Here is a 23,504-nt window from a genome sequence, read left to right on the forward strand (position 1 = left end):
GTCACACCCCAGCGGTCTCCGTCTGCTCGGAGCGGGGCTCCGTCGCGGCGGACGGGGCGCCCGCGCGCTTGAGGGCCTTCTTCTTCGCCCGGCGTTCCTTGCGGATCTCGACCATCGTGTAGAGGGTCGGGACCAGCAGCAGGGTGAGCAGGGTCGAGGTGATCAGACCGCCGATCACCACCACCGCCAGCGGCTGGGCGATGAAGCCGCCCTCGCCGGTGATGCCCAGGGCCATGGGCAGCAGGGCGAAGATCGTCGCCAGGGCCGTCATCAGGATCGGGCGGAGGCGGTGGCGGCCGCCCTCGATGACCGCCTCGACGGTGCCGTAGCCCTGTCGCCGGTACTGGTTGATCAGGTCGATCAGCACGATCGCGTTGGTGACCACGATGCCGATCAGCATCAGCATGCCGATCATCGCCGGGACGCCCATCGGGGTGCCGGTCGCGATCAGCAGTCCGATGGCGCCGGTGGCGGCGAACGGGATGGACACCAGCAGGATCAGCGGCTGGACCAGGGACCGGAAGGTCGCCACCAGCAGCATGAAGACGATGGCGATCGCCGCGAGCATCGCCAGGCCCAGCGAGGCGAACGCCTCGTCCTGGTCCTGGGAGACACCGCCGATGTCGGCGGTGGCGCCCGCGGGGAGCGTCAGGCCGTTCAGCTTGGCGGTGAGGTCCGCGCTGACCGCGCCCGTGTTGTCGCCCTTCGGCTTCGCGGTGATCGTGGCGGCCCGCTGGCCGTCGATCCGGGTCATGGAGACGGGGCCGTCCACCAGTTCGACGTCCGCGATGTCGCCGAGCTTCACCGGGCCGAGCCGCAGCTTCTTCAGCTCGTCCAGCGTGTCGGCGGGCTTCGCCGACTTGATGACGATGTCCCGCTCGGTGTCGTCGAGGATCGCCCGGCCACTGGTCGTCCCGCGGACGGCCTGGGCGACGGCGGCGCCGAGGCTCTGGTCGTCGAAGCCCGCCGCGGCGGCCTTGTCGGTGGCCCGGACCGAGATGCGGGGCACGCTCTGGGAGAGGTCGCTGGTGACGTCGGAGACGTTGTCCAGCGTGGCGACCGCGTCCCGGACCTGCTCGGACGCCTTGCGCAGGACGTCCGCGTCGGCGGCCTTCACGACCACGCTCAGGTCCTGGCTGCCGAAGGCGTCACCGGCCGCGATGGTCGTCGTACCGACGCCGGACAGGTCCTTCAGCCCGTCCTCGATGCGCTCCTGGACGTCCTCGGCGGTCGCCGAGTCCTCCAGCATCACGCTGTACGAGGCCTGGTTGGAGTCGGTGCCGCCGCCGAAGGCCGCCAGGAAGCCGGAGGAGCCGATGGTGACCTGGTAGTCCTTCACACCGTCGGTGCCGGCGAGCAGCTTCTCGACCTTCTTCGTCTGCTCGTCCGTCGCGGCGAGGCTGGTGCCGGGCTTCAGCTCCTGCTTGATGCTGAGGACTTCCTGGTCGCCCGGGTCGAAGAAGTTGGTCTTCAGCAGCGGGGCCATGCCGAACGTGCCGAGCAGCACGACCACCGCGATGACCACACTGGTGAGCCGGCGCCGGGTCGCGAAGCGCAGGACGGGCACGTAGAAGCGCTGGAGGCGGCTCCTGGCCTCCTTCTCCTCGGCCTTTCGGCGCGCCTCGTCGGCGTCCTCCGGCGTGCCCTTGGGGGCGCGCAGGAACCAGTACGACAGGACGGGGACGACCGTCAGCGAGACCAGCAGGGAGGCCAGCAGGGCTGCCGTCACCGTCAGGGAGAAGCTGCCGAACAACTCGCCGACCATGCCGCCGGTGAGGCCGATCGGGAGGAACACCGCGACCGTCGTCAGGGTGGAGGAGGTGACCGCGCCGGCGACCTCGCGGACCGCCTTGAGGATGGCCTCCTGGCGCTCCTCGCCGTAGCCGAGGTGGCGCTTGATGTTCTCCAGCACCACGATCGAGTCGTCGACGACGCGGCCGATGGCGATGGTCAGGGCGCCGAGGGTGAGCATGTTGAGGGAGAGGTCGCGGGTCCACAGCACGATCAGGGCGAGGACCACCGACAGCGGGATGGACACGGCCGTGACGAGGGTGGAGCGGACCGACGCGAGGAAGACCAGGATGACGAGGACCGCGAAGAGCAGACCGAGCGCGCCCTCGGTGGTCAGGCCGTCGATGGACTTGGAGACCGCCGGGCCCTGGTCGCTGACCACGGTGACGGTGGCGCCCGACCCGAGGTCCCGGCGCATGTCGGCCAGCTTGTCCTCGACGGCCTCGGAGATCGCGACCGCGCTGCCGTCGCGGTCCATGGTGACCATGACCGCGAGGCTGGGCTCGCCGTTGGTCCGGGTGAGGGAGACGGCCCTGGCCTCCTCCTCCTTGACGGTGGCGACGTCGGCGAGCCGGACGGGCTTCCCGCCGCCCTCGCCGCGCACCCGCAGGTCCTCGATCTGCCCGAGCGAGGTGTAGCCGCCGCCGACCTGGACGGTGCGGTTGCTGCCGTCCTCGTCGAAGGAGCCCGCGGGCATGGTGACGCCGCCGGCCTGGAGTGCCTGGGAGAGGGCCATCGTGGTCAGGCCCGCCTTGGCGAGCTTCGCGTCGTCGGGGGTGACGGTGACCTGGACGTCGCGCACGCCGTCGACGGTGACCTGGCCGACGCCGTCGATGGCCTCCAGCGTGGGGACGACCGTACGGTCGATCCGGTCGGCGAGGGCCTGCTGGTCCTGGTCGGAGGTGACGGCGAGGACGACGGTCGGCATGTCGTCCGTCGAACCGGCGATCACCTGCGGGTCCACGTCGTCCGGGAGCCGCGCGCGGACCCGGTTGACGGCCTGCTGCACGTCGGCGACGAGCTGATCGGTGCCGGGGCCGTAGTCGAAGGACGCCATGACCAGGGCGTTGCCCTCGCTGGCGGTGGATGTGACGCCCGTGATGCCGTCGACGGACTCGAGGCTGTCCTCGATGGGTTCGACGACCTGCTTCTCGACCACGTCCGGGGAGGCGCCCTGGTACGGCGCGAGCACGGACACCATCGGCAGTTCGATGGTGGGCAGCAGTTGCTGTTTGAGCTGGGGTATCGCGATCGCCCCGAAGACGAGCGCGATGATCGACACCAGACCGACGAGGGCCCGTTGCGCGAGGCTGAACCGAGACAGCCAGGACATGGGTGACCGGATCTCTTTTCTTGTGGCAGGAGCGGAAAACGAGCGGCGCTGTGCGCTCACCCCACACCCTGGGCCATGGAGGACTCCGTTCCGTCGCTCCGCAGGTCCATTTCCTTATCCCGCGCATACTCCGGCCGCAGTACTACGGGGTGGGGTTCACTCCACCCTCGGGCGTACCAGGCCCGACTCGTACGCGAAGACCACCAGCTGGGCCCGGTCGCGGGCGCCGAGCTTGGCCATGGCCCGGTTGACGTGGGTCTTCACGGTCAGCGGGCTCACTTCGAGGCGCTCGGCGATCTCGTCGTTGGACAGGCCCGCGGCGACGTGCACGAGGACCTCGCGCTCCCGGACGGTGAGGGTGGCGAGGCGTTCGGAGCGGGCGGTGTCGGTGTCGCCGTCCGCGGCGGGGTCGTCCGACTGCGCGAGGAAGCGGGCGATCAGGCCCTTGGTCGCGGACGGCGACAGCAGCGCGTCCCCGCCGGCGGCGACCCGGATGGCGTTGAGCAGCTCGTCCGGTTCGGCGCCCTTGCCGAGGAAGCCGGAGGCGCCGGCCCGCAGGGACCGCACGACGTAGTCGTCGACCTCGAAGGTGGTGAGGATGACGACCCGGACGTGGGCCAGCTCCGGGTCGGCGCTGATCATCCGGGTGGCGGCGAGGCCGTCGGTACCGGGCATGCGGATGTCCATCAGGACGACGTCGGCCCGCTCCTCCTTGGCCAGACGGGCCGCCTCCGCGCCGTCCGACGCCTCCCCCACGACCTCCATGTCCGGTTCCGAGTCCACGAGCACCCGGAAGGCGCTGCGCAGCAGGGCCTGGTCGTCGGCGAGCAGGACGCGGATGGTCATACGGGGCCCCCGGTGCGGTGGTCAGGGTCGCGCGGGCGCTTCCGCGCGGACCGTGCGGCTGGTGAGCGGCAGGATCGCATGGACGCGGAAGCCGCCTCCGTAGCGGGGGCCGGTGGTCAGGGTGCCGCCGAGGGCGGTGACGCGTTCCCGCATGCCGAGGAGGCCGTGTCCGCCGCCCGCGCCGCCGGAGCCGGGGACGGCGGGGCCGCGGGCACCGTCGTCGAGGACCGTGACCTCCACGTTCGGTCCCACACGGACGACGCTGACCTCGGCCTTCGCCTGCGTCCCCGCGTGCTTCTGCACATTGGTGAGGGCTTCCTGGATGATCCGGTACGCGGCGAGGTCGACGGCGGCGGGCAGAGTGCTGTCCTCGTCGGCGCGGACCACGTCGACGGCGAGGCCCGCGCTGTGGAAGGTGCCGACGAGTTCGTCGAGCCTGGCCAGGCCGGGGGCGGGTTCGGTGGGGGCCTCGGGGTCGCCGGACTGGCGGAGCAGGCCGACCGTGGCGCGGAGTTCGCCCAGCGCGGAGCGGCTGGCCTCACGGACGTGGGCGAGTGCCTCCTTGGCCTGGTCGGGCCGCTTGTCCATGACGTGCGCGGCGACGCCGGCCTGGACGTTGACGAGGGCGATGTGGTGGGCGACGACGTCGTGCAGGTCGCGGGCGATCCGCAGGCGTTCCTCGGCGACCCGGCGGCGGGCCTCCTCCTCGCGGGTGCGTTCGGCGCGTTCGGCGCGTTCCCTGATCGCCGCCACGAAGGCCCGGCGGCTGCGGACCGCGTCGCCCGCGGTGGCGGCCATGCCGGTCCAGGCGAAGATGCCGATGTTCTCCTGGTCGTACCAGGGGGCGGGGCCGACGAGCATGGCCGTGGCCGTCAGGACGGTCATGGTGAGGAGGCCGACGCGCCAGGTGGTGGGGCGGTCGGTGGCGGAGGCGACGGTGTAGAGGGCGATGACGGCGGCCATCGCGACGGGGGCGCGGGGGTCGCCGGTGACGAGTTCGGTGAGGGTGAGCGCGGAGGTCGCCGCCAGGACGGGCAGGGGGGAGCGGCGGCGGGCGACGAGGGCCGCGGCGGCGAGCACCATGAGGGTGACGCCGACGGCGTCGGGGGTGCGGGTGCCCCACTTGTCGGGGTGCTCGGCGTGGGGGTCGACGAAGGAGCCGGCGAGCATGCAGGTCAGGACACCGAGTGCGAGGGCCGCGTCCAGCGCGAGGGGGTGCGCCGTCAGCCAGGTCCTGGTGCGCGGGAGAGTGCTCACGAACGTTTACGGTACGGGGCGCCTGCGGGGGGCGGTAGCCACGGGTTCACCCCAGGCGGTGGCCGTGGGTTCGCCCCCGCCGGGGCGGCGTCCGGCTCGGGAGGGCGGGTGCGTCGGCGGGTGCGGGGCGGTGAGGGCTCGTCGCGCAGTGCCCCGGCGCCCCTGAAGGAGGACTGCGCCCCCTTCACCCCCGTGGCCGTGGGCTAGAGCGTGTTCCGAAAGTGGCGTCGTCTGCCCGAAGGGCAGGCCCAGCGGCGTCCGGTGCGTGCGATCGCACCGCGGAGGGTCGCCCCGGCACTGGTGGTATCGGGGCGATCCCGACAACGCGGCGAGCGTGCGTGCCGGACGCCGCCGGGCAGACGGGACTTTCGCGACACGGCCTAGCCCGGGATCAGGCCGTCGTCACTCAGCATCTCCCTGACGTCCTCCAGGGTCGCGTCGGGGGACGGGAGGATCAGTTCCGAGGGCTCCAGCGAAGCGTCGGGCAGGGCGGTGCCCAGTTCCCTGACCCTGGACAGCAGGGCGTGGAGGGTGCGGCGGAAGCCGGGGCCGTCGCCGCTCTCCATCTCGGCCAGTAGTTCGTCGTCCAGCTTGTTCAGCTCGGCGAAGTGGCTGTCGGCCAGCTCCACCTGCCCCTCCCCCATGATCCGTACGATCATGTCGCCCTCCTCAGGCACGGGACTGCGTGGGATGACTACTGCTTGTCGAAGCGCGGGGTGTCCTGGCGCTGGGACTGCTGCTGGGCGGAGCCCTGGCCGCCCTCGATGGCCTGCTGCTGCCCGGACGTGCCTCCCGCCAGCTCCGCCTTCATGCGCTGGAGCTCCAGCTCGACGTCCGTCCCGCCGGAGAGGCGGTCCAGCTCGGCCTGGATGTCGTCCTTGTGCATACCGGACGGGTCGTCGAGGGCACCGGAGGCGAGCAGTTCGTCGATGGCACCGGCGCGGGCCTGGAGCTGCGCCGTCTTGTCCTCGGCGCGCTGGATGGCGAGACCGACGTCGCCCATCTCCTCGGAGATGCCGGAGAACGCCTCCCCGATCCGGGTCTGGGCCTGGGCCGCGGTGTAGGTGGCCTTGATCGTCTCCTTCTTCGTGCGGAAGGCGTCGACCTTGGCCTGGAGCCGCTGCGCGGCGAGTGTCAGCTTCTCCTCCTCGCCCTGGAGGGTGGAGTGCTGGGTCTCCAGGTCCGTCACCTGCTGCTGGAGCGCGGCACGCCGGGAGAGCGCCTCGCGGGCCAGGTCCTCGCGGCCCAGCGCGAGCGCCTTGCGGCCCTGGTCCTCCAGCTTGGAGGACTGGGACTGGAGCTGGTTGAGCTGGAGTTCCAGGCGCTTGCGGGACGTGGCCACGTCGGCCACACCGCGCCGCACCTTCTGGAGCAGCTCCAGCTGCTTCTGATACGAGTAATCGAGGGTCTCGCGCGGGTCCTCGGCCCGGTCAAGGGCCTTGTTCGCCTTCGCGCGGAAGATCATCCCCATACGCTTCATGACACCGCTCATGGGCTTCGCGCGCCCCCTTCTGACGGACTCCAGCTCACCGGTCTCTCGACAGAACCCACAGTACGGGCCCTACATCCATTACCGCACTGTTCGGGGGCGGATGCGCTCCTCCCCAAGGACGACTGTGGACGGCTCCGATCCGGCGTAGGGAGTAGGTGGCCCCCGGGGTCCAGTACGGGCGGACCCCGGGTTTTCCTCAGCTCCCGCACGGACGGATCCGCACCGCACCTCCCCCGTTCCCGTCTTCCCCGGTTCCCCGGTCCACTTTCGGTCCCGTTCTGTCCCCAGCACAGACGCCGGGTGTTGCCGGATCGTTCCCCACGGCGCTGGGGTCCATGCCCCGGCACCCCGTACCCTTGGGTTTTGTGTTTCGTAGCCGCGCCAAGAGCGAGAAGGAAGCGGTCGCCGAGAAGGCGTCGGTGACCGACTCCAAGCAGACCCGTGACCCGCAGGCCCCCAAGGGGCGGCCCACTCCGAAGCGGAGTGAGGCCCAGTCCCAGCGTCGCAGCGTCGCCAACACGCCGACGACGCGCAAGGAGGCAGCCAAGCGTTCCCGTGACGAGCGGCGCGCCGCGCTGGAGAAGCAGCGCCAGGCGCTGGCAACCGGCGACGAGCGCTATCTGCCCGCCCGGGACAAGGGCCCGGTCCGCCGGTTCGCCCGCGACTACGTGGACTCGCGCTTCCACATCGCCGAGTTCTTCCTGCCGCTGGCCGTCCTCATCCTCGTGCTGAGCATGGTGCGGGTGCCGGCGCTGCAGAACATCGCGCTGCTGCTGTGGCTGTTCGTGATCATCCTGATCGTGGTCGACTCGGTCGGTCTCGCGATCCGCCTGAAGAAGCAGCTGAACACCCGCTACCCCGACCAGAACAAGAAGGGCGTCGTCGCCTACGCCCTGATGCGCACCCTGCAGATGCGTCGCCTGAGGTTGCCGAAGCCGCAGGTCAAGCGCGGAGAGCGGCCCTGAGCACGACGGCTTTCTCCGGGGACGCCGCCGAGGCCTGGCTCAACCGGCTGGGGACGCTGCGTGAGGTCGTACGACAGGAGCTGGTGGCCCGCCAGGTCGACGAGCAGATAGCCGCCCGTTTCCCGGTGGGGCAGCGGCTGCGGGTGCTCGACGTCGGGATGGGGCAGGGCACGCAGGCGCTGCGGCTGGCGCGGGCCGGGCACGAGGTGACCGGGATCGAGCGTGAGCCGCGGCTGATCGCCGTGGCGCGCCAGGCGCTGGCGGCGGAGCCCGAGGGCATTCGCGGCCGGATGCGCATCGTCGAGGGGGACGGCCGGGACACCGGTGTGCACTTCCTGCCGGGCGGCTTCGACGTGGTGCTCTGCCATGGCGTGCTGATGTACGTCGAGGAGCCGGACGCCCTGCTGGCGGGGCTGGCCCGGATGCTGGCGCCAGGAGGGCTGCTGTCGCTGCTGGTGCGCAACGGCGACGCGCTCGCGATGCGGGCGGGACTCGCCGGGGACTGGGCCGGCGCGCTGGCGGCGTTCGACACGACCGCGTACCGGAACCGGCTGGGGCTCGACGTCCGGGCGGACCGGCGGGACGCGCTGACGGACACGCTCGGGGGGATCGGGGCGCCACTGCGCGCCTGGTACGGGGTGCGGGTCTTCACGGACCTCGCGGCCGACGACGCGGTGGTGCCGGAGAGCCCACAGGCCCTGGAGGCGCTGCTCGCCGCGGAGGAACGGGCCGGGCGCACGGACCCTTATCGGCAGGTCGCGGCGCTGCTGCACCTGTGCGGGGTGCGCGGCTAGGACCTGACGTCCGGATCGCGCCCGGGGCGCGGTGCCCGGCCTGCGCGGCTGCGCCGTGGTCGTTCGAGCGCGCCCCCGCGCCCCGGCGAGGGGCGCGGGGGCGCGGAGGTGCGCCGGGCTGTCAGGCCTCCTGTGCGTGCAGGCTCATCGGACCGTAGATCTCAGTCGTGTCCTCGAAGAGGCGGACCTGGTCGGCGCCGCCCTCGAGGAGGGCCTTCCACTGTTCGCCGATCCATGACTCGGCATCCCCCTGGGTCGTGAACTCCTCGGGCTGGACCGCGGGCTGGACCTCCGTCCCGTCGGCCTTCTCGAACCGCCACGTCCATGCCGCCATGTGAGCCTCCGTAAGTACCGGCCCGGCACCGCTCACCGGCGCCGGGCAAGATCCGGTTCCCCCTGAGCCTAGTCGGACGCACAAGACCTGCGGGTGTTCACCGGGACGCGGGAAGATCGGGGCGTGGAACTGACACTGCTCGGCACCGGCGCCCCCGCGGGCCTGCCCCGCCCCGACTGTCCCTGCGCGACGTGCGCGACCGCGCTCGGCGATGCCGCGCGCGGGGCGACCGCGCTGCTCGTGGACGGCGCGCTGCTGCTCGACCTCACGCCCGGCGCCGCCCTCGCGGCCGCGCGCGCCGGGCGCTCGCTGACCGGCGTACGGCAGGTGCTGCTGTCGCATCCGCAGGCCGGGCCCGCCGTGGAGGTGCCGGCGGGGCTGCCGCAGCCGGGGCGGGTGCCGGACGGGCGGGAACTGGCGCTGCTGACCGGGCACCGGGTGCGGGCGCAGCCGCTGGACTCGCCGGGCACCGGGTACGCGGTGACCGGGCCGGGCGGGCAGCGGCTGCTGTATCTGCCGCCGGGGAGCGCGCCCGCCGGGCTGGAGGGGGAGGCGGTGGAGCCGTACGACATGGTGCTCGCCGACGTCCTGGGGCGCCCGGACGCGCTGGCGCGGCTGCGGGCGGCGGGCGCCGTGGGGCCGACCACCGATGTCGTCGCCGTCCACCTGGACCACGACGTGCCGCCGGGCGGGGAGTTGCCGCGCCGGCTCGCGGCGGCGGGCGCGCGCGCCGTGCCGGACGGGACGACGCTGGCGGTGGGCGCCTACGAGGACGTGCCGGACGTGCCGCGCCGCACGCTCGTACTGGGCGGGGCGCGGTCCGGGAAGTCCGTCGAGGCGGAGCGGCGGCTGGAGGCGTTCCCGGACGTGCTGTACGTGGCGACGGGCGGCACGCGCGACGGGGACGGCGAGTGGGCGGCGCGGGTCACCGCGCACCGGGAGCGGCGGCCCGGTTCCTGGCGCACCGTCGAGACCTGCGACCTCGTCCCCCTGCTGAAGGACGAGGACGGGCCGCCGCTGCTCATCGACTGCCTGTCCCTGTGGCTGACCGACGTCATGGACGAGGTGGGGGCGTGGGACGACGCGGAGTGGGCGGGCGGTGGGGAACGCGCGCTCCGGGCGCGGGTGACCGAGCTGGCGGAGGCCGTGCGGCGGACCCGTCGGACCGTCGTCGCCGTCTCCAACGAGGTCGGGTCGGGGATCGTGCCGGCCACCGCCTCCGGGCGCCGCTACCGGGACGAACTCGGGCGGCTGAACACGGCGTTCGCGACGGAGTGCGAGCACGTGCTGCTGGTCGTGGCGGGTCAGGCGCTGTCACTGCGGGGCTGAGGGTCGGGCGGCGGGGCCACGGGGGCGGGTGGAAGTTCGGTGCGGCGCGCGACAATCCGGTGCGCGCGGGGCGGGAAGGGGGCGCAGATGCGGGTGGCGACCACCTCGTAGCCCAGCGACCGCAGTTCGGCGAGGAGGTTGCGCAGGGGGATCAGATGGAGCGGGCGGGGCCGGTCGTACGCCCTGCCCGGCCACCGGAGGCCCGGGGGCAGGGTGCCGAACGGGCGGGCGGGGGCCGCGACGTCGACGAGGAGGTGGCCACCGGGGCGCAGGACCGTGCGGGCGGCGCGGAGTTCCGCGCGGGGGTCGGCGGTGTGCTCCAGGTGGTGGACCATGCTGACCACGTCGTAGCGGGCGCGCAGCCGGGCGGTGATCTCCGGGTCGGCGAGGAGGCCCTGGTACGCCTCCTCGATCCGCCCGGCCGCCCGCGCGGCTTCGACGCGCGGGGTCGGGTCGACGCCGTCGAACGCGGTGTACGGGTGCACCTCGCGCGCGACCTCCGGGAAGTGGCCGTGCCCGGTGCCGACGTCGAGCCAGCTCTCCGGCTCGGGGTACGGCAGCATCGCGCGGGCGGCGGTGCGGTGGTGCAGGCGGCGCAGCCGGCCGGCGAGATCGGAGCCGCCGTACTCCTCGGCGGGGCGGCGGTGGGGGCGAAGGAGCGGCGCGTCGCCGGTGGGCCGGGGGTTCCGGAAGGCGTGGGAGCAGTCCCGGCACTCGTCCACCACGAAGGTTCCCGGTGTGGGCCGGGGCCGCTCCGGCACCCGCAGCCGGGTGCGCAGCCACCGCGATCCGCACCAGGGGCAGTCGTCCCGGCGCTCTTCGTGGAAGGGGTCGGCAGCCGGGACGGGCGGGCCGGGGTCCGGCCGGGGGGTGGGGGGCATGACGGCTCCTGAGGACGAGGAAGGGTGCGTGAATATGCCTGCATTCGCCCCAAAACGGTACGTAGCCGATCGCGGTCCTGGGCGCAACGACGTGCCCACGGCGGGGTGAGGCACCGGGGCGACCCCGCGGACGGGGAGCCGGTGACGGGGGCGACGGGGCGATGAGCACGGCGGTCCGGGTGCGGCGGGGCGGGCGCGACGGGGCGGGGCGGGGCGGGCGCAGCAACGCGGGCGCGGCAATCCGGGCGCGGCAATCCGGGCGCGGCAATCCGGGCGCAGCGGTCCGGGCGCAGCAATTCAGGCGCAGCAATCCGGGCGCAGCGGTCCGGGCGCGGCAGCGCGGGTGCGGCGGGGTGGGTTCGTGTGCGGTGGGTTCCGGTATGGCGCGGTCGTGTTCGATCGCTGCCGGTACTGTTCGGCGAATGAGCTCGCTTAATCTCGACGACTTCACCGATCTGATCGAGCGCCCCGACGGCGGGGTGCGCCGCGACGCCGAGGCGCGGCGAGAGAGGCAGATCGTGCCGCCCGGGGCGCTGGGCCGGTTGGACGACCTCGGCGAGTGGCTGGCGGCGGCGCAGTCCGCCGTGCCGGTGCGGCCGATCGGCCGGGCCCGCGTGGTGCTGTTCGCGGGCGACCACGGCGTCGCCGAACTGGGCGTCTCCGCCCGGCCCGCGGGCACGGCGGACCAGTTGGTGCGGGGCGTGCTCGACGGCAGCAGCCCGGTGGCGGTGCTGGCCCGGCGGCTCGACGTGCCGGTCCGGGTGGTCGACCTGGCGCTGGACTGCGACCCAGGCTCGCTGCCCGAGGACGTCGTACGGCACCGGGTGCGGCGCGGCTCCGGCCGCATCGACATCGAGGACGCGCTGACCCTCCAGCAGGCGGAGGCCGCGTTCCGGGCGGGCGTCGCCGTCGCGGACGAGGAGGCCGACTCCGGGACGGATCTGGTCGTGCTCGGGGACCTCAGCGTCGGCGGGACCACGGCCGCGGCCGTCCTCGTCGCCGCGCTGTGCGGGACCGACGCGTCGGTGGTGACCGGGCGGGGCGGCCGGGCGATCGACGACCTGGCGTGGATGCGCAAGTGCGCGGCCGTACGGGACGCCCTGCGGCGGGCCCGGCCCGTGCTCGGGGAGCAGTTGCAGCTGCTGGCGACGGTCGGCGGGGCCGATCTCGCGGCCATGACCGGGTTCCTGCTGCAGAGCGCGGTGCGGAAGATGCCGGTGATCCTCGACGGAGTGGTGTCCGCGGCGTGCGCCCTGGTCGCCCAGCGGGTGGCCTTCCGGGCGCCGGACTGGTGGCTCGCCGGGCAGAGCAGCGGCGAGCCGGCGCAGGCCAAGGCGCTGGACCGGATGGCGATCGAGCCGCTGCTGGACCACGGGGTGAGGATCGGGGAGGGCGCGGGGGCGCTGCTCGCGCTGCCCCTGGTGCAGGCCGCGGCGGCGCTGGCCGCGGAGCTGCCGGAGCGGGAGCCGGCGGAGCCGGAGAAGACGGCCGGCGACAGCGGGGCCGAGGAGAAGAACCTCGCGGAGGAGTACGACGCGACGTAGCCACCGCCGGCGCGCGTCCGCCACCGGGGGCGCGACGCAAGGGCCGGCGCGACGCAGCAAGGGCCGGCGCGACGCAGGGCCGGCTCGGCACCACCGGGCCACGCCCGGCCGCGCCGGTCCGGCCCGATCAACCGCTCCCCTGCACCCTCGGTCACCCGGTCACCCGGCCGCCCGGTCACCCGAAGGGCACTGCAGAGCCCGGGGGTGACCGGCCGAGCGCCCCTAAGATCCCGAACATGACCAATGTCCCGGTTTCGACACCCGCGCAGCCCGGGGGTGGTGTCGCCTCCCGGCGGGCCGCCGGGGGCGCGGTCTGGTACCTGCGGGTCGTCGCGTGCGTCAACTTCCTGGGCGCCGTGTGGGTGTCGCTGGGGCAGGACCTGCGGCGGCACAACACGAACGACTACTTCACGCCCTACCTGCTGACGGCGGGGTTCGCGACCGGCGTGTTCACCACGTTCCTGGCGATCACCATGCGGCGCCGGAAGCGGGCCGCGTGGATCCTGAACATCGTCCTGGGCACGCTGTTCCTGCTGCTGTTCGTCTTCGCGATGACCTTCGAGGACATCAGGCGGCACCCGCAGAACTGGGTGTCGCTCACCCTGACCGCGGCGTTCGTGGCGTCCCTGGTCGTGGGGCGGCGGGAGTTCTACGCCAAGGGCGACCGGTCGAACCCCCGACTCGCGGCGGCCGTCGCGATCGGCGGCCTGCTGGGCTGCTCGCTGCTCGCGGCGCTCCTCGTCACCGTCACCAACGAGTCGGCCGACGAGCACCTGTCGACGTTCTGGGACCGCTGGGCGTACGGGGCCCTGCGGCTGGTCTCGGTCGCCTCCGACGACTCCGACTTCGCGGGGATCACCGCCCCCACCTGGGTGGACGTCACCATCAACGTGCTCAGCACCCTGCTGGTCCTCGCCGTGTTCTACGCCGCCTTCCGCTCCCGCAGGGCCGTCGACCCGATCACCGAGGAGGACGAGGACAGGCTGCGGGCCCTGCTGGAGCGGCACGGCGACCGGGACTCCCTCGGGTACTTCGCGCTGCGGCGGGAGAAGAGCGTCCTCTGGTCGCCGACGGGCAAGGCCGGCATCGCCTACCGGGTGCTGGGCGGTGTCTCGCTGGCCTCCGGCGACCCGATCGGCGACCCGGAGGCGTGGCCCGGTGCCATCGGGCCGTGGCTGGTCGAGGCACGGGTGCACGGGTGGATCCCGGCGGTGATGGGCGCGGGGGAAGAGGCCGGCACCGTGTACGCGCGGCACGGGCTCGACGCACTGGAACTCGGGGACGAGGCCGTCGTCGAGACCGCCGAGTTCACCCTCGACGGACGGGCCATGCGGAGCGTGCGGCAGGCGTACAACCGGGTCCGGCGGGCCGGGTACACCGTGCGGATCCGGCGGCACGCGGACATCCCGGACGGCGAGATGGCCGTTCTCCTGCGGCGGGCCGACGACTGGCGGGACGGGGCCACCGAGCGCGGGTTCAGCATGGCGCTCGGACGGCTCGGCGACCCGGCGGACGGGCAGTGCGTGATGCTGGAGTGCGCCGACGGGCACGGTGAGCTGCGGGCCCTGCTGTCGTTCGTGCCGTGGGGGCGGCACGGGCTCTCCCTCGACCTGATGCGACGGGACCGCGACGCCGACAACGGGCTGATGGAGTTCATGGTCATCGAGCTCCTCCAGCGGGCCGAGGAGATCGGGATCACGCAGGTCTCACTGAACTTCGCGATGTTCCGCTCGGTCTTCGAACGTGGCGCGCGCCTCGGCGCGGGTCCGGTCCTGCGGCTGTGGCGGTCGCTGCTCGGCTTCTTCTCCCGCTGGTGGCAGATCGAGTCGCTGTACCGGGCCAACGCCAAGTACCGGCCCGTCTGGGAGCCGCGGTTCCTGCTCTTCGAGAAGAGCGCGGACCTGCCGCGCATCGCCGTCGCCGCGGCCCGCGCGGAGGGCTTCCTGGAGGCGCCGGGACTGCCGAAGTGGCTGCACCGCAGACACCTTGAGTCACGCCGGTGACCGCGTAGGAGCACGGGCGTCCGGCGACGGACGCGCCGGACGCCCGCGTCGGGAAGAGGCGTACGGAACAGACACACGGGACATGGGGACGAGGACGGACACGGATACGGGCCGGCGGATGAACCGGGTCACGCGGGCGGCCCGCGCCGAGTGGGGGCCGTTGTACGCCGCCGTGCGCCCGGCACTGGCGCGCCGGCGGCTGCGGGCCGTCCCGATGACCGTCACCGCCGTCGCCCTGGCGACCGTCGTCCACCTGGTGCACCGCCGGACCTGGGGCTACGGGTTCATCGAGGAGGTGGGCGCCGTACGGGCCGAGGACCCGCTGTGGGCGGCGCTGCTGCGCACCCCGCTCTCCCTGTTCGTCCCGGCGCTGGACCTGCCGGTGTGGGGTGCGCTCGCGCAGATCCTGCTCGTGTTCGGGATCGCGGAGATCTGCCTCGGGAAGAGGCGGACGCTGGCCGTGGCGTACCTGGCGACGCTGGCCGGCACGCTGTACGCGCGCGTGGGCGTCGCGCTGGGCCCCGACGTGCCCCTCGTGGGGTTGCCCTGCTCGGATGCCCGGGTCGTCGACACCGGACCGTCGGCGGCGGTGGTGGGGCTCGCCGTCTACCTCGGGTGGCGGCTGCGGGCGTACGCCACGGCGGGCGTGGTCGTCGTGGCGATGATCGTCGAGGTGCTGGTCAAGGAGAACCTCGCGGGCAAGGAGCACCTGGCGGCGATCGCGGCCGTGCTGGTGCTGTGCGGGCTGCGGGCCGTGCGTCAGCGGCGTTCCGCCCGGTCGGGGGCGGGCGGTGGGGAGGGCAGGTCCGGGGTGCCGCCGATCCAGTCCTGAAAGCGGCGGCTCGGACCCGACCAGCGGCGGTCGTGGTGGTAGGACCGCAGCAGGGCCCTGGCGCGGGCGCGCGGGCGGCGGCGGTAGAAACGGCGGGCCCAGGCGGAGGTCGGGCGGGCCAGGCGGACGGCTCCGACGACGGCGACGAGCGGGATGATCACCCCGAAGATCGCGGTGCGGGCCTTGCCCTTGCTGAGGGCGACCAGGGCGACGAGGAAGTTGGTGCCGATGGTGAGCATGGCGGCGCCACGGTCCTGGAGTTCCGCCTCGCTGAGGTCGTTGACGCCGAACGGCAGGAAACCGCTGAGGACGAGGCCGACCAGGGCCGCCGTCACCACCACGACCTCGACGCTCTTGCGGCCCTCCTCCGACCAGTACACGTCGTCGAGGTGCAGGATCAGCGCGAACTCGTCCAGCACCAGCCCGGCGCCCATGCCGAAGATCACGGCGGAGAACAGCGCGCCGAAGCCGTGCCCGTCGGAGGCCACCGAGCCGAAGCCGCCGGCGACGGTGAGGAGGACACCGGGGACGACGTGGTGGATGTGGACGCCGCCGCTGCCGCTGATGTTGCGGAAGGGGCCCTTGCCCGCCCGGATGAGACGGGTGATGAGACGGGTGATCAGGAAGGTCAGGACGAACGCGGTGAGCGCGAGGAGCAACGGCAGTTTGCCCGGCTCGATGATGTTCCGTTCCCACCAGTGACCCATATGGGCACTTTATTCCGATCCGTCACGGCCGCCCCGCGCAGTGCTGCCGTTCGGGCCCTCGCGGCCTCCCGGGCGCCGTTCCCGCCGTCCGGGGCGCCGGGTAGCCTGCGCCGGTGTCCACGACCCCGGCTCCCGCGCCCACCCTCTCCGACGGCCTGCGCTTCGCCTTCGGCACCCTGACCGTGCTGCCGGTGCGGGTGTCCCGGTGGGACCGCGACGCCGCGCGGGTGGGGATGCTGTGCGCGCCCGCCGCCGGACTGGTGGTCGGCGCCGCCGCGGCGGCGCTCGGCGGGCTGCTGCTGTTCCTGGGCGCGGGGCCGCTGCTCGCCGCCGTGGCCGCGGTCGCCGTACCCGCCGTGCTCACCCGGGGACTGCATCTGGACGGGCTCGCGGACACCGCCGACGGGCTGGGCAGCGGCAGGCCCGCCGAGGACGCGCTGCGGATCATGAAGCAGTCGGACATCGGGCCGTTCGGCGTCATCGCCCTCGTGCTGGCCCTGTTCGCCCAGGTCGCCGCGCTCACCGAGGCGTACGGGGAGTCCTGGGCCCTCGGCACGGTCGCGGCCGTCGTCTCGGCGGCCACCGCCCGGCTGGCCCTGACCCTGGCCGCCCGCACCGGCGTCCCGGCCGCCCGGCCCGAGGGGCTGGGGGCGGCGGTGGCGGGGGCGGTGCCCGTACGGGGCGCGGTGCTGGTGGCCGCGGTCGTGGGGTGCGCGGCGGCGGGCGCGGGCGCGCTCCTCGGGCCGTACGACCTCGCCCGTACGGTGCTCGCGGTCGTCCTCGGGATCGCCGCCGCCGAGTCGCTGCTGCGGCACTGCGTCCGGCGGTTCGGCGGGGTGACCGGCGACGTGTTCGGAGGGCTCGCGGAGACGGCGGCGACGGCGGCACTGGTCGTGTTCACCCTGGGGTGAGCCCGGGACCGGTGGCCGGCCGGCCGCGCACCCGGCTCAGCAGGCCTTCCGCCACGGCCCCAGCTCCCACTTCTTCTGCAGGGAACTGAGCCCCAGCCGCCGTGACTCGGGGCAGAAGTCGCCCGTCTCCCTCTCGTACTCGACGTGGAAGACGGCCTTGCCCGCGTCGACGAAGGGGGTGAGGGTGTCGCACTCCTCGTACTGGGCGCACTGTTCGTTGACCGCGAAGTCGAAGTCGTCGACGAGGGCGGGGATCTGGTCGAGGTCGTTCTTCAGGCCCACCGCCAGGCCCCGTTCGTGGGCGAGGCGGGCGACGAGACGGTTGTAGCGGAGCTGGTCGGCGGCCTTCAGGGGGAAGCCGGTCCGGTTGCGGTAGCCGTCCATGTTGTCGGGCTCGACCGCGTCGAAGCCCTTCTCCACGCACATGTCGAGCCGGGCGGCCATCAGCGGTTCGAGGACGTCGAGACGGCGGATGTCGAGCCAGCGCTCCCCGTCCCAGCCGTTGCCCCCGCCGATCACCGACCGGGGGAACGCGTCGGCGTCCGGGCGCCAGTCCTCCCAGGCGCCGGTGGACAGGTAGCAGATGACCTTGCGGCCGTCGTCGTGGAGCGCGGCGACGGTGTCCGCGGAGTGGTCGAAGCCGTCGATGTCGTACACGGGGACGTCGACGGAGGTGTCCAGGCGCCCGCTCAGCTGCCACTGCCAGTCCGTGCCGGGCTTCGGCCGCCAGCGGTCGCCCGCCGCCGGGCCGGTGTTCCCGCCCGGCTCGTCGTCGGGGGCGGCGGCGCAACCCCCGACCAGCAGGAGCAGGGTGAGCAGGGCGCTGCGGGCGGGGGCGTGTCTCATGCGCGAGGACTCCAGGGCGGGCGGCGGGGTACCCCAAGGATGATCGCGGACACCGCGCGGGCGCCGACACCCGCCGCGACCGACACCCGCCCGCGGGGGGCAACGGCTCGGGGCGACAAGGGTTCCCCCTATCCCGAAGTCATGGGGATCTCCCTGCTTGGGCGGGACGGAAAGTCAGGGAGGCTGGTGGCAGCGAACGCCGTCCGGCCGGCCGGTGCGGAGCCGGCCCCGCGCCCCACATCCGACGGACCGAACAAGGGCCTAGGCTCGTGCCCGGCACGTCGACCCCATCCGTTCGGCTACCCAGAACTCAATCGGAAGCGAGATTTCACCACCGTGACTGCTCTCACTCTCAGCACCGCCGCCGCGTCCGGCCTCCGCGCCGACGCGATCGTGGTCGGTGTCGCGAAGGGCGCCAAGGGCCCGGTCGTTGCCCCGGGTGCCGAGACCGTGGACAAGGCGTACGACGGCAGGCTGGCCGGCCTCCTGGAGACCCTGGGCGCCTCGGGCGCCGAGGGCGAGGTGACGAAGCTGCCCGCCCCCTCCGGCTTCAAGGCGCCGCTCGTGGTGGCGGTGGGCCTGGGAGCGCAGCCCGACACGGACGGCTCGTTCGGCGCGGAGACGCTGCGCCGGGCGGCCGGTGCCGCGGCCCGCGCCCTGGCCGGCTCGAAGAAGGCGGCGTTCGCCCTGCCGCTCGCCGACACCGACGCCGTGGGTGCCGTCGCCGAGGGCGCGCTGCTCGGCGCGTACTCGTTCGACACCTACAAGGAGAACGGCCGTCAGGCCAAGGACGCCGCCAAGGCGAAGGCCGCGAAGGGCCCGCTCGCCGAGGTGGCCCTGCTCGGCGCCAAGCCGCGCGACCGCGCCCACAAGGCCGCCGCCGAGCGCGCCGTCGCGGTCTCCGAGGAACTGAACCGCGCCCGCGACCTGATCAACACCCCGCCGAACGACCTCGACCCGGCGGCGTTCGCCGCGATCGCGCAGGGCGCGGGCAAGGAACACGGCATCAAGGTGACCGTGCTCGACGAGAAGGCGCTCGCCAAGGGCGGCTACGGCGGCATCCTCGGCGTCGGCGCGGGCTCCGCCGCCACCCCCCGGCTGGTGCAGCTGACCTACACCCACGCGAAGGCCACCAAGCACCTGGCGTTCGTCGGCAAGGGCATCACCTACGACTCGGGCGGCATCTCCCTCAAGCCCGCCGGGCACAACGAGACGATGAAGTGCGACATGAGCGGTGCCGCCGCCGTGTTCGCCGCGGTCGTCGCCGCCGCGCGCCTCGGTCTGGAGGTCAACGTCACCGGCTGGCTGGCCCTCGCCGAGAACATGCCGTCCGGCACCGCCACCCGGCCGGGTGACGTGCTGCGCATGTACAGCGGCAAGACGGTGGAGGTGCTGAACACCGACGCCGAGGGCCGGCTGGTGCTGGCCGACGCGATCGCCAAGGCGTCGGAGGACGCGCCGGACGCGATCGTCGACGTGGCGACGCTGACCGGGGCGATGATGCTGGCGCTGGGCAACCGGACGTTCGGCATCATGGCCAACGACGACGCGTTCCGCTCCGTGGTGCACGAGGCGGCCGAGGAGGTCGGCGAGGCCGCCTGGCCGATGCCGCTCCCGGACCACCTGCGCAAGGGCATGGACTCCCCCACCGCCGATATCGCGAACATGGGTGAGCGCTACGGCGGCGGGCTCGTCGCCGGTCTGTTCCTGAAGGAGTTCGTGGGCGAGGGCATCACGTGGGCGCACCTCGACATCGCGGGGCCGGCCTTCAACGAGGGCGGCCCCTTCGGCTACACGCCGAAGGGCGGTACGGGCTCCGCGGTGCGCACGCTGGTGCGGCTGGCCGAGCGGGCCGCCGCGGGTGACCTGGGCTGACGCCCGGCGGCTGAGCGACACCCGGGGGCGCGGGCGACCGCGGGCCGGCTGCTGCCGGTCGCGCGGCCGTCCGCGCCCCTTCGGGTTCCCCGGATTCCCGGCCCGGTTCACAAGTGAGCGTGTGGTGTCTCACACCCCGGCCCGGCGTCTCGTTCCCTCCCGACAAGTGCGAAGATGGGGCACGGCAGGACAGGGCCCCCACCACAGGGCCGAAGAAGAGCGGCCGGACACCAGCCGCCGCCCGGTCACTGGAGACCGGCGTACGGCGCACATGCATGGAGGACGTGACGTGGCGAACGACGCCAGCACCGTTTTCGACCTAGTGATCCTCGGCGGTGGTAGCGGTGGTTACGCCGCGGCCCTGCGCGGGGCGCAGCTGGGCCTGGACGTCGCCCTGATCGAGAAGGACAAGGTCGGCGGCACCTGCCTGCACCGGGGATGCATTCCCACCAAGGCCCTGCTGCACGCGGGCGAGATCGCCGACCAGGCCCGCGAGAGCGAGCAGTTCGGTGTGAAGGCCACCTTCGAGGGCATCGACGTACCGGCCGTCCACAAGTACAAGGACGGTGTCATCTCCGGTCTGTACAAGGGCCTTCAGGGGCTGATCGCCTCCCGCAAGGTCACGTACATCGAGGGTGAGGGCCGGCTGTCCTCCCCCACCTCCGTCGACGTGAACGGCCAGCGCGTCCAGGGCCGCCACGTGCTCCTCGCGACCGGCTCCGTGCCGAAGTCGCTGCCGGGCCTGGAGATCGACGGCAACCGGATCATCTCCTCCGACCACGCCCTGGTCCTGGACCGCGTGCCGAAGTCCGCGATCATCCTGGGCGGCGGTGTCATCGGCGTCGAGTTCGCCTCGGCGTGGAAGTCCTTCGGCTCCGACGTGACCGTCATCGAGGGCCTGAAGCACCTCGTCCCCGTCGAGGACGAGAACTCCTCCAAGCTTCTTGAGCGCGCGTTCCGCAAGCGCGGCATCAAGTTCAACCTGGGCACCTTCTTCTCGAAGGCCGAGTACACCCAGGACGGTGTCAAGGTCACCCTCGCCGACGGCAAGGAGTTCGAGGCCGAGGTGCTGCTGGTCGCCGTCGGCCGCGGCCCGGTCTCGCAGGGCCTGGGCTACGAGGAGGCCGGGGTCGCCATGGACCGCGGCTACGTCCTCGTCGACGAGTACATGCGGACGAACGTGCCGACCATCTCCGCCGTCGGTGACCTGGTCCCGACGCTCCAGCTCGCGCATGTCGGCTTCGCCGAGGGCATCCTGGTGGCGGAGCGGCTGGCCGGTCTGAAGACCGTCCCGATCGACTACGACGGCGTCCCGCGGGTGACGTACTGCCACCCGGAGGTCGCCTCCGTGGGCATCACCGAGGCCAAGGCCAAGGAGATCTACGGCGCGGACAAGGTCGTCGCTCTGAAGTACAACCTCGCGGGCAACGGCAAGAGCAAGATCCTGCAGACCGCGGGCGAGATCAAGCTCGTCCAGGTCAAGGACGGTGCCGTGGTCGGCGTCCACATGGTCGGCGACCGCATGGGCGAGCAGGTCGGCGAGGCCCAGCTGATCTACAACTGGGAGGCCCTCCCCGCCGAGGTCGCCCAGCTCATCCACGCCCACCCGACGCAGAACGAGGCGCTCGGCGAGGCCCACCTGGCCCTCGCGGGCAAGCCGCTGCACTCGCACGACTGACCCTCGGTCGAACCCCGTCGAAGCGACGATCCAGACTTCCGCAATTCGTTAAGGAGCAACCGAAACCATGGCGGTTTCCGTAACCCTTCCGGCGCTCGGCGAGAGCGTCACCGAGGGCACCGTCACCCGCTGGCTGAAGGCCGAGGGTGAGCGTGTCGAGGCCGACGAGCCGCTGCTCGAGGTCTCGACCGACAAGGTCGACACCGAGATCCCCTCCCCCGCCGCCGGTGTCCTCGCGTCCATCAAGGTCGCCGAGGACGAGACGGTCGAGGTCGGCGCCGAGCTGGCCGTGATCGACGACGGCACGGGCGCGCCCGCCGCCGCCCCCGCCCCGGCCGCCGAGGAGGCTCCGGCCCCGGCCCCCGAGCCCGCCGCTGCCGCGCCCTCCACCGAGCAGGCCGCGCCCGCGCCCGCCCCGACCGCCGAGGCCGCCGCCGGCGCCGGTTCCGCCGAGGGCACCGACGTGGTCCTGCCCGCGCTCGGCGAGTCCGTCACCGAGGGCACCGTCACCCGCTGGCTCAAGGAGGTCGGCGACAGCGTCGAGGCCGATGAGCCGCTGCTGGAGGTCTCCACGGACAAGGTCGACACCGAGATCCCGGCGCCCACCTCCGGTGTGCTGCTGGAGATCGTGGTCGGCGAGGACGAGACCGCCGAGGTCGGCGCCAAGCTGGCCGTCATCGGCGCTCCCGGTGCCGCCCCGGCCGCCGCCCCGGCGCCCGCGCCCGCCGCCCCGGCCCCGGCCCCGGCTGCTCCCGCGCCCGCGCCGGCCGCCCCCGCGGCTCCGGCTCCGGCCCCCGCGCCGGCCGCCCCCGCCGCCCCGGCGCCTGCCCCTGCCGCCCCGGCGCCTGCGCCCGCCGCTGCCGCTCCGGCCGCTCCGGCTCCGGCGCCCGCCCCGGTGACCCCGGCTCCGGCCGCCGCCCCGGCCGCCGCCAAGGCGACGGACGAGGGTGCGTACGTGACCCCGCTGGTCCGCAAGCTCGCCGCGGAGAACAGTGTCGACCTGGCGTCCGTCAAGGGCACCGGTGTCGGCGGCCGTATCCGCAAGCAGGACGTCATCGCCGCCGCCGAGGCCGCGAAGGCCGCTGCCGCCGCCCCGGCCCCGGCCGCCGCGGTCCCCGCCGCCGCGTCGAAGAAGGCCCCGGTGCTGGAGGTCTCCCCGCTCCGCGGCCAGACCATCAAGATGCCGCGCATCCGCAAGGTCATCGGCGACAACATGGTCAAGGCGCTGCACGAGCAGGCGCAGCTGTCCTCGGTCGTCGAGGTCGACGTGACCCGGCTGATGAAGCTGCGTGCCAAGGCGAAGGACTCCTTCGCGGCCCGCGAGGGCGTGAAGCTCTCCCCGATGCCGTTCTTCGTGAAGGCGGCGGCCCAGGCGCTGAAGGGCCACCCGGCCATCAACGCCCGGATCAACGTCGACGAGGGCACCATCACGTACTTCGACACGGAGAACGTCGGCATCGCCGTGGACTCCGAGAAGGGCCTGATGACCCCGGTCATCAAGAACGCGGGCGACCTCAACATCGCCGGCATCGCCAAGGCCACCGCCGACCTGGCGGGCAAGGTCCGGGCCAACAAGATCACTCCGGACGAGCTGTCCGGGGCGACCTTCACCATCTCCAACACCGGCTCGCGCGGCGCGCTCTTCGACACGATCATCGTGCCGCCGAACCAGGTCGCGATCCTCGGCATCGGCGCCACGGTCAAGCGCCCCGCCGTGATCGAGACGGAGGAGGGCACGGTCATCGGCGTCCGCGACATGACGTACCTGACCCTCTCCTACGACCACCGCCTGGTCGACGGCGCCGACGCGGCCCGTTACCTGACGGCGGTCAAGGCGATCCTGGAGGCGGGCGAGTTCGAGGTCGAGCTCGGCCTGTAAGGGTCCGCCACCGCGGTACGACGGTGCCCGTCCGGAGCTTCCGGACGGGCACCGCTGTCTTTGCGCGGCCCTGACGACTGCGCGGCTCGGCCGGTAAGGGTCTTTACAGACGGGGCCATCATGGGAGCGTGTAAGTCTCGTCTCACCTGGGAGAAAGCGCCCCCGTGCGCCCCTCACGGGCGGCAGGGCGGCTTTATTGTCTAGGGG

The 23,504-nt window shown here is 73.3% G+C and carries 19 protein-coding genes; 10 read left to right on the top strand and 9 right to left on the bottom strand.

Features of this window, described 5'->3' with window-relative positions:
* Position 1: 1 nt before the first annotated feature.
* From GSY65_RS09500 to GSY65_RS09520, 5 genes are all read right to left on the bottom strand, one after another.
* Positions 2-3,124 carry an efflux RND transporter permease subunit gene (locus GSY65_RS09500; RefSeq protein ID WP_159766908.1) on the bottom strand — a complete coding sequence of 1,041 codons (3,123 nt, stop codon included), beginning with the start codon at positions 3,122-3,124 and terminating at the stop codon, positions 2-4.
* Positions 3,125-3,280: 156 nt separating this feature from the next.
* Complete coding sequence (locus GSY65_RS09505) at positions 3,281-3,970, bottom strand: response regulator (RefSeq protein WP_159766909.1); 690 nt, start codon at positions 3,968-3,970, stop codon at positions 3,281-3,283.
* 21 nt (positions 3,971-3,991) lie between these two features.
* Positions 3,992-5,227, bottom strand: a complete 1,236-nt coding sequence (locus GSY65_RS09510; protein ID WP_159766910.1) for a sensor histidine kinase — start codon at positions 5,225-5,227, stop codon at positions 3,992-3,994.
* A gap of 380 nt (positions 5,228-5,607) precedes the next feature.
* Positions 5,608-5,886, bottom strand: a complete 279-nt coding sequence (gene pspAA / locus GSY65_RS09515; RefSeq protein ID WP_159766911.1) for a PspA-associated protein PspAA — start codon at positions 5,884-5,886, stop codon at positions 5,608-5,610.
* A gap of 35 nt (positions 5,887-5,921) precedes the next feature.
* Complete coding sequence (locus GSY65_RS09520; RefSeq protein ID WP_159775748.1) at positions 5,922-6,698, bottom strand: PspA/IM30 family protein; 777 nt, start codon at positions 6,696-6,698, stop codon at positions 5,922-5,924.
* 356 nt (positions 6,699-7,054) lie between these two features.
* On the opposite strand from GSY65_RS09520, the gene GSY65_RS09525 reads away from it, so the two are divergent.
* Positions 7,055-7,684: a DUF3043 domain-containing protein gene (locus tag GSY65_RS09525; protein WP_159766912.1), complete on the top strand. Its 630-nt coding sequence runs from the start codon at positions 7,055-7,057 to the stop codon at positions 7,682-7,684.
* The gene (locus tag GSY65_RS09530) at positions 7,681-8,478 is read left to right on the top strand and encodes a class I SAM-dependent methyltransferase (RefSeq protein ID WP_159775750.1); all 798 of its coding nucleotides are present in this window, start codon (positions 7,681-7,683) and stop codon (positions 8,476-8,478) included. The genes GSY65_RS09525 and GSY65_RS09530 overlap by 4 nt, the downstream gene beginning before the upstream one ends.
* A 121-nt stretch (positions 8,479-8,599) precedes the next feature.
* Here GSY65_RS09530 and GSY65_RS09535 read toward each other — a convergent pair whose 3' ends face one another.
* Complete coding sequence (locus tag GSY65_RS09535) at positions 8,600-8,812, bottom strand: hypothetical protein (protein ID WP_055715745.1); 213 nt, start codon at positions 8,810-8,812, stop codon at positions 8,600-8,602.
* A gap of 123 nt (positions 8,813-8,935) precedes the next feature.
* Between GSY65_RS09535 and GSY65_RS09540 the strand changes: the two genes are divergently transcribed.
* Positions 8,936-10,141 (top strand): bifunctional adenosylcobinamide kinase/adenosylcobinamide-phosphate guanylyltransferase, encoded by a 1,206-nt coding sequence (locus GSY65_RS09540; protein WP_159766913.1) that lies wholly within the window; start codon positions 8,936-8,938, stop codon positions 10,139-10,141.
* Here the strand turns inward: GSY65_RS09540 and GSY65_RS09545 are convergent.
* Entirely contained in the window at positions 10,117-11,022 is a 906-nt protein-coding gene (locus tag GSY65_RS09545) for a class I SAM-dependent methyltransferase (RefSeq protein ID WP_159766914.1), read from the bottom strand. The genes GSY65_RS09540 and GSY65_RS09545 overlap by 25 nt on opposite strands.
* Positions 11,023-11,444: 422 nt before the next feature.
* Between GSY65_RS09545 and cobT the strand changes: the two genes are divergently transcribed.
* The 3 genes from cobT to GSY65_RS33235 all read left to right on the top strand — a co-directional run bounded on the left by cobT (position 11,445) and on the right by GSY65_RS33235 (position 15,401).
* Positions 11,445-12,566 carry a nicotinate-nucleotide--dimethylbenzimidazole phosphoribosyltransferase gene (gene cobT / locus GSY65_RS09550; protein WP_159766915.1) on the top strand — a complete coding sequence of 374 codons (1,122 nt, stop codon included), beginning with the start codon at positions 11,445-11,447 and terminating at the stop codon, positions 12,564-12,566.
* Positions 12,567-12,802: 236 nt separating this feature from the next.
* On the top strand, positions 12,803-14,569 hold the full coding sequence (locus tag GSY65_RS09555; RefSeq protein WP_159766916.1) for a phosphatidylglycerol lysyltransferase domain-containing protein: 1,767 nt from the start codon (positions 12,803-12,805) through the stop codon (positions 14,567-14,569).
* A 118-nt stretch (positions 14,570-14,687) separates the two neighbouring features.
* Positions 14,688-15,401 (top strand): hypothetical protein, encoded by a 714-nt coding sequence (locus tag GSY65_RS33235; protein WP_201452492.1) that lies wholly within the window; start codon positions 14,688-14,690, stop codon positions 15,399-15,401.
* Here the strand turns inward: GSY65_RS33235 and GSY65_RS09565 are convergent.
* Complete coding sequence (locus tag GSY65_RS09565) at positions 15,329-16,108, bottom strand: hypothetical protein (protein WP_159766917.1); 780 nt, start codon at positions 16,106-16,108, stop codon at positions 15,329-15,331. The two genes, GSY65_RS33235 and GSY65_RS09565, sit on opposite strands and share 73 nt — an antisense overlap.
* Positions 16,109-16,221: 113 nt before the next feature.
* On the opposite strand from GSY65_RS09565, the gene GSY65_RS09570 reads away from it, so the two are divergent.
* A complete protein-coding gene (locus GSY65_RS09570; protein WP_159766918.1) occupies positions 16,222-17,019 on the top strand; it encodes an adenosylcobinamide-GDP ribazoletransferase in 798 nt (265 codons plus the stop codon).
* A gap of 36 nt (positions 17,020-17,055) precedes the next feature.
* On the opposite strand, the gene GSY65_RS09575 is transcribed toward GSY65_RS09570, so the two are convergent.
* On the bottom strand, positions 17,056-17,865 hold the full coding sequence (locus GSY65_RS09575) for an endo alpha-1,4 polygalactosaminidase (RefSeq protein ID WP_159766919.1): 810 nt from the start codon (positions 17,863-17,865) through the stop codon (positions 17,056-17,058).
* Between the two features lie 336 nt (positions 17,866-18,201).
* Between GSY65_RS09575 and GSY65_RS09580 the strand changes: the two genes are divergently transcribed.
* The 3 genes from GSY65_RS09580 to sucB all read left to right on the top strand — a co-directional run bounded on the left by GSY65_RS09580 (position 18,202) and on the right by sucB (position 23,297).
* Positions 18,202-19,740 carry a leucyl aminopeptidase gene (locus tag GSY65_RS09580; protein ID WP_159766920.1) on the top strand — a complete coding sequence of 513 codons (1,539 nt, stop codon included), beginning with the start codon at positions 18,202-18,204 and terminating at the stop codon, positions 19,738-19,740.
* A gap of 289 nt (positions 19,741-20,029) precedes the next feature.
* Positions 20,030-21,418: a dihydrolipoyl dehydrogenase gene (gene lpdA, locus GSY65_RS09585; RefSeq protein WP_159766921.1), complete on the top strand. Its 1,389-nt coding sequence runs from the start codon at positions 20,030-20,032 to the stop codon at positions 21,416-21,418.
* Between the two features lie 67 nt (positions 21,419-21,485).
* The gene (gene sucB / locus GSY65_RS09590) at positions 21,486-23,297 is read left to right on the top strand and encodes a 2-oxoglutarate dehydrogenase, E2 component, dihydrolipoamide succinyltransferase (protein ID WP_159766922.1); all 1,812 of its coding nucleotides are present in this window, start codon (positions 21,486-21,488) and stop codon (positions 23,295-23,297) included.
* The last annotated feature ends 207 nt before the right edge of the window (positions 23,298-23,504 follow it).

The organism is Streptomyces sp. HM190, assembly GCF_009857135.1.
GTDB lineage: Bacteria > Actinomycetota > Actinomycetes > Streptomycetales > Streptomycetaceae > Streptomyces > Streptomyces heilongjiangensis.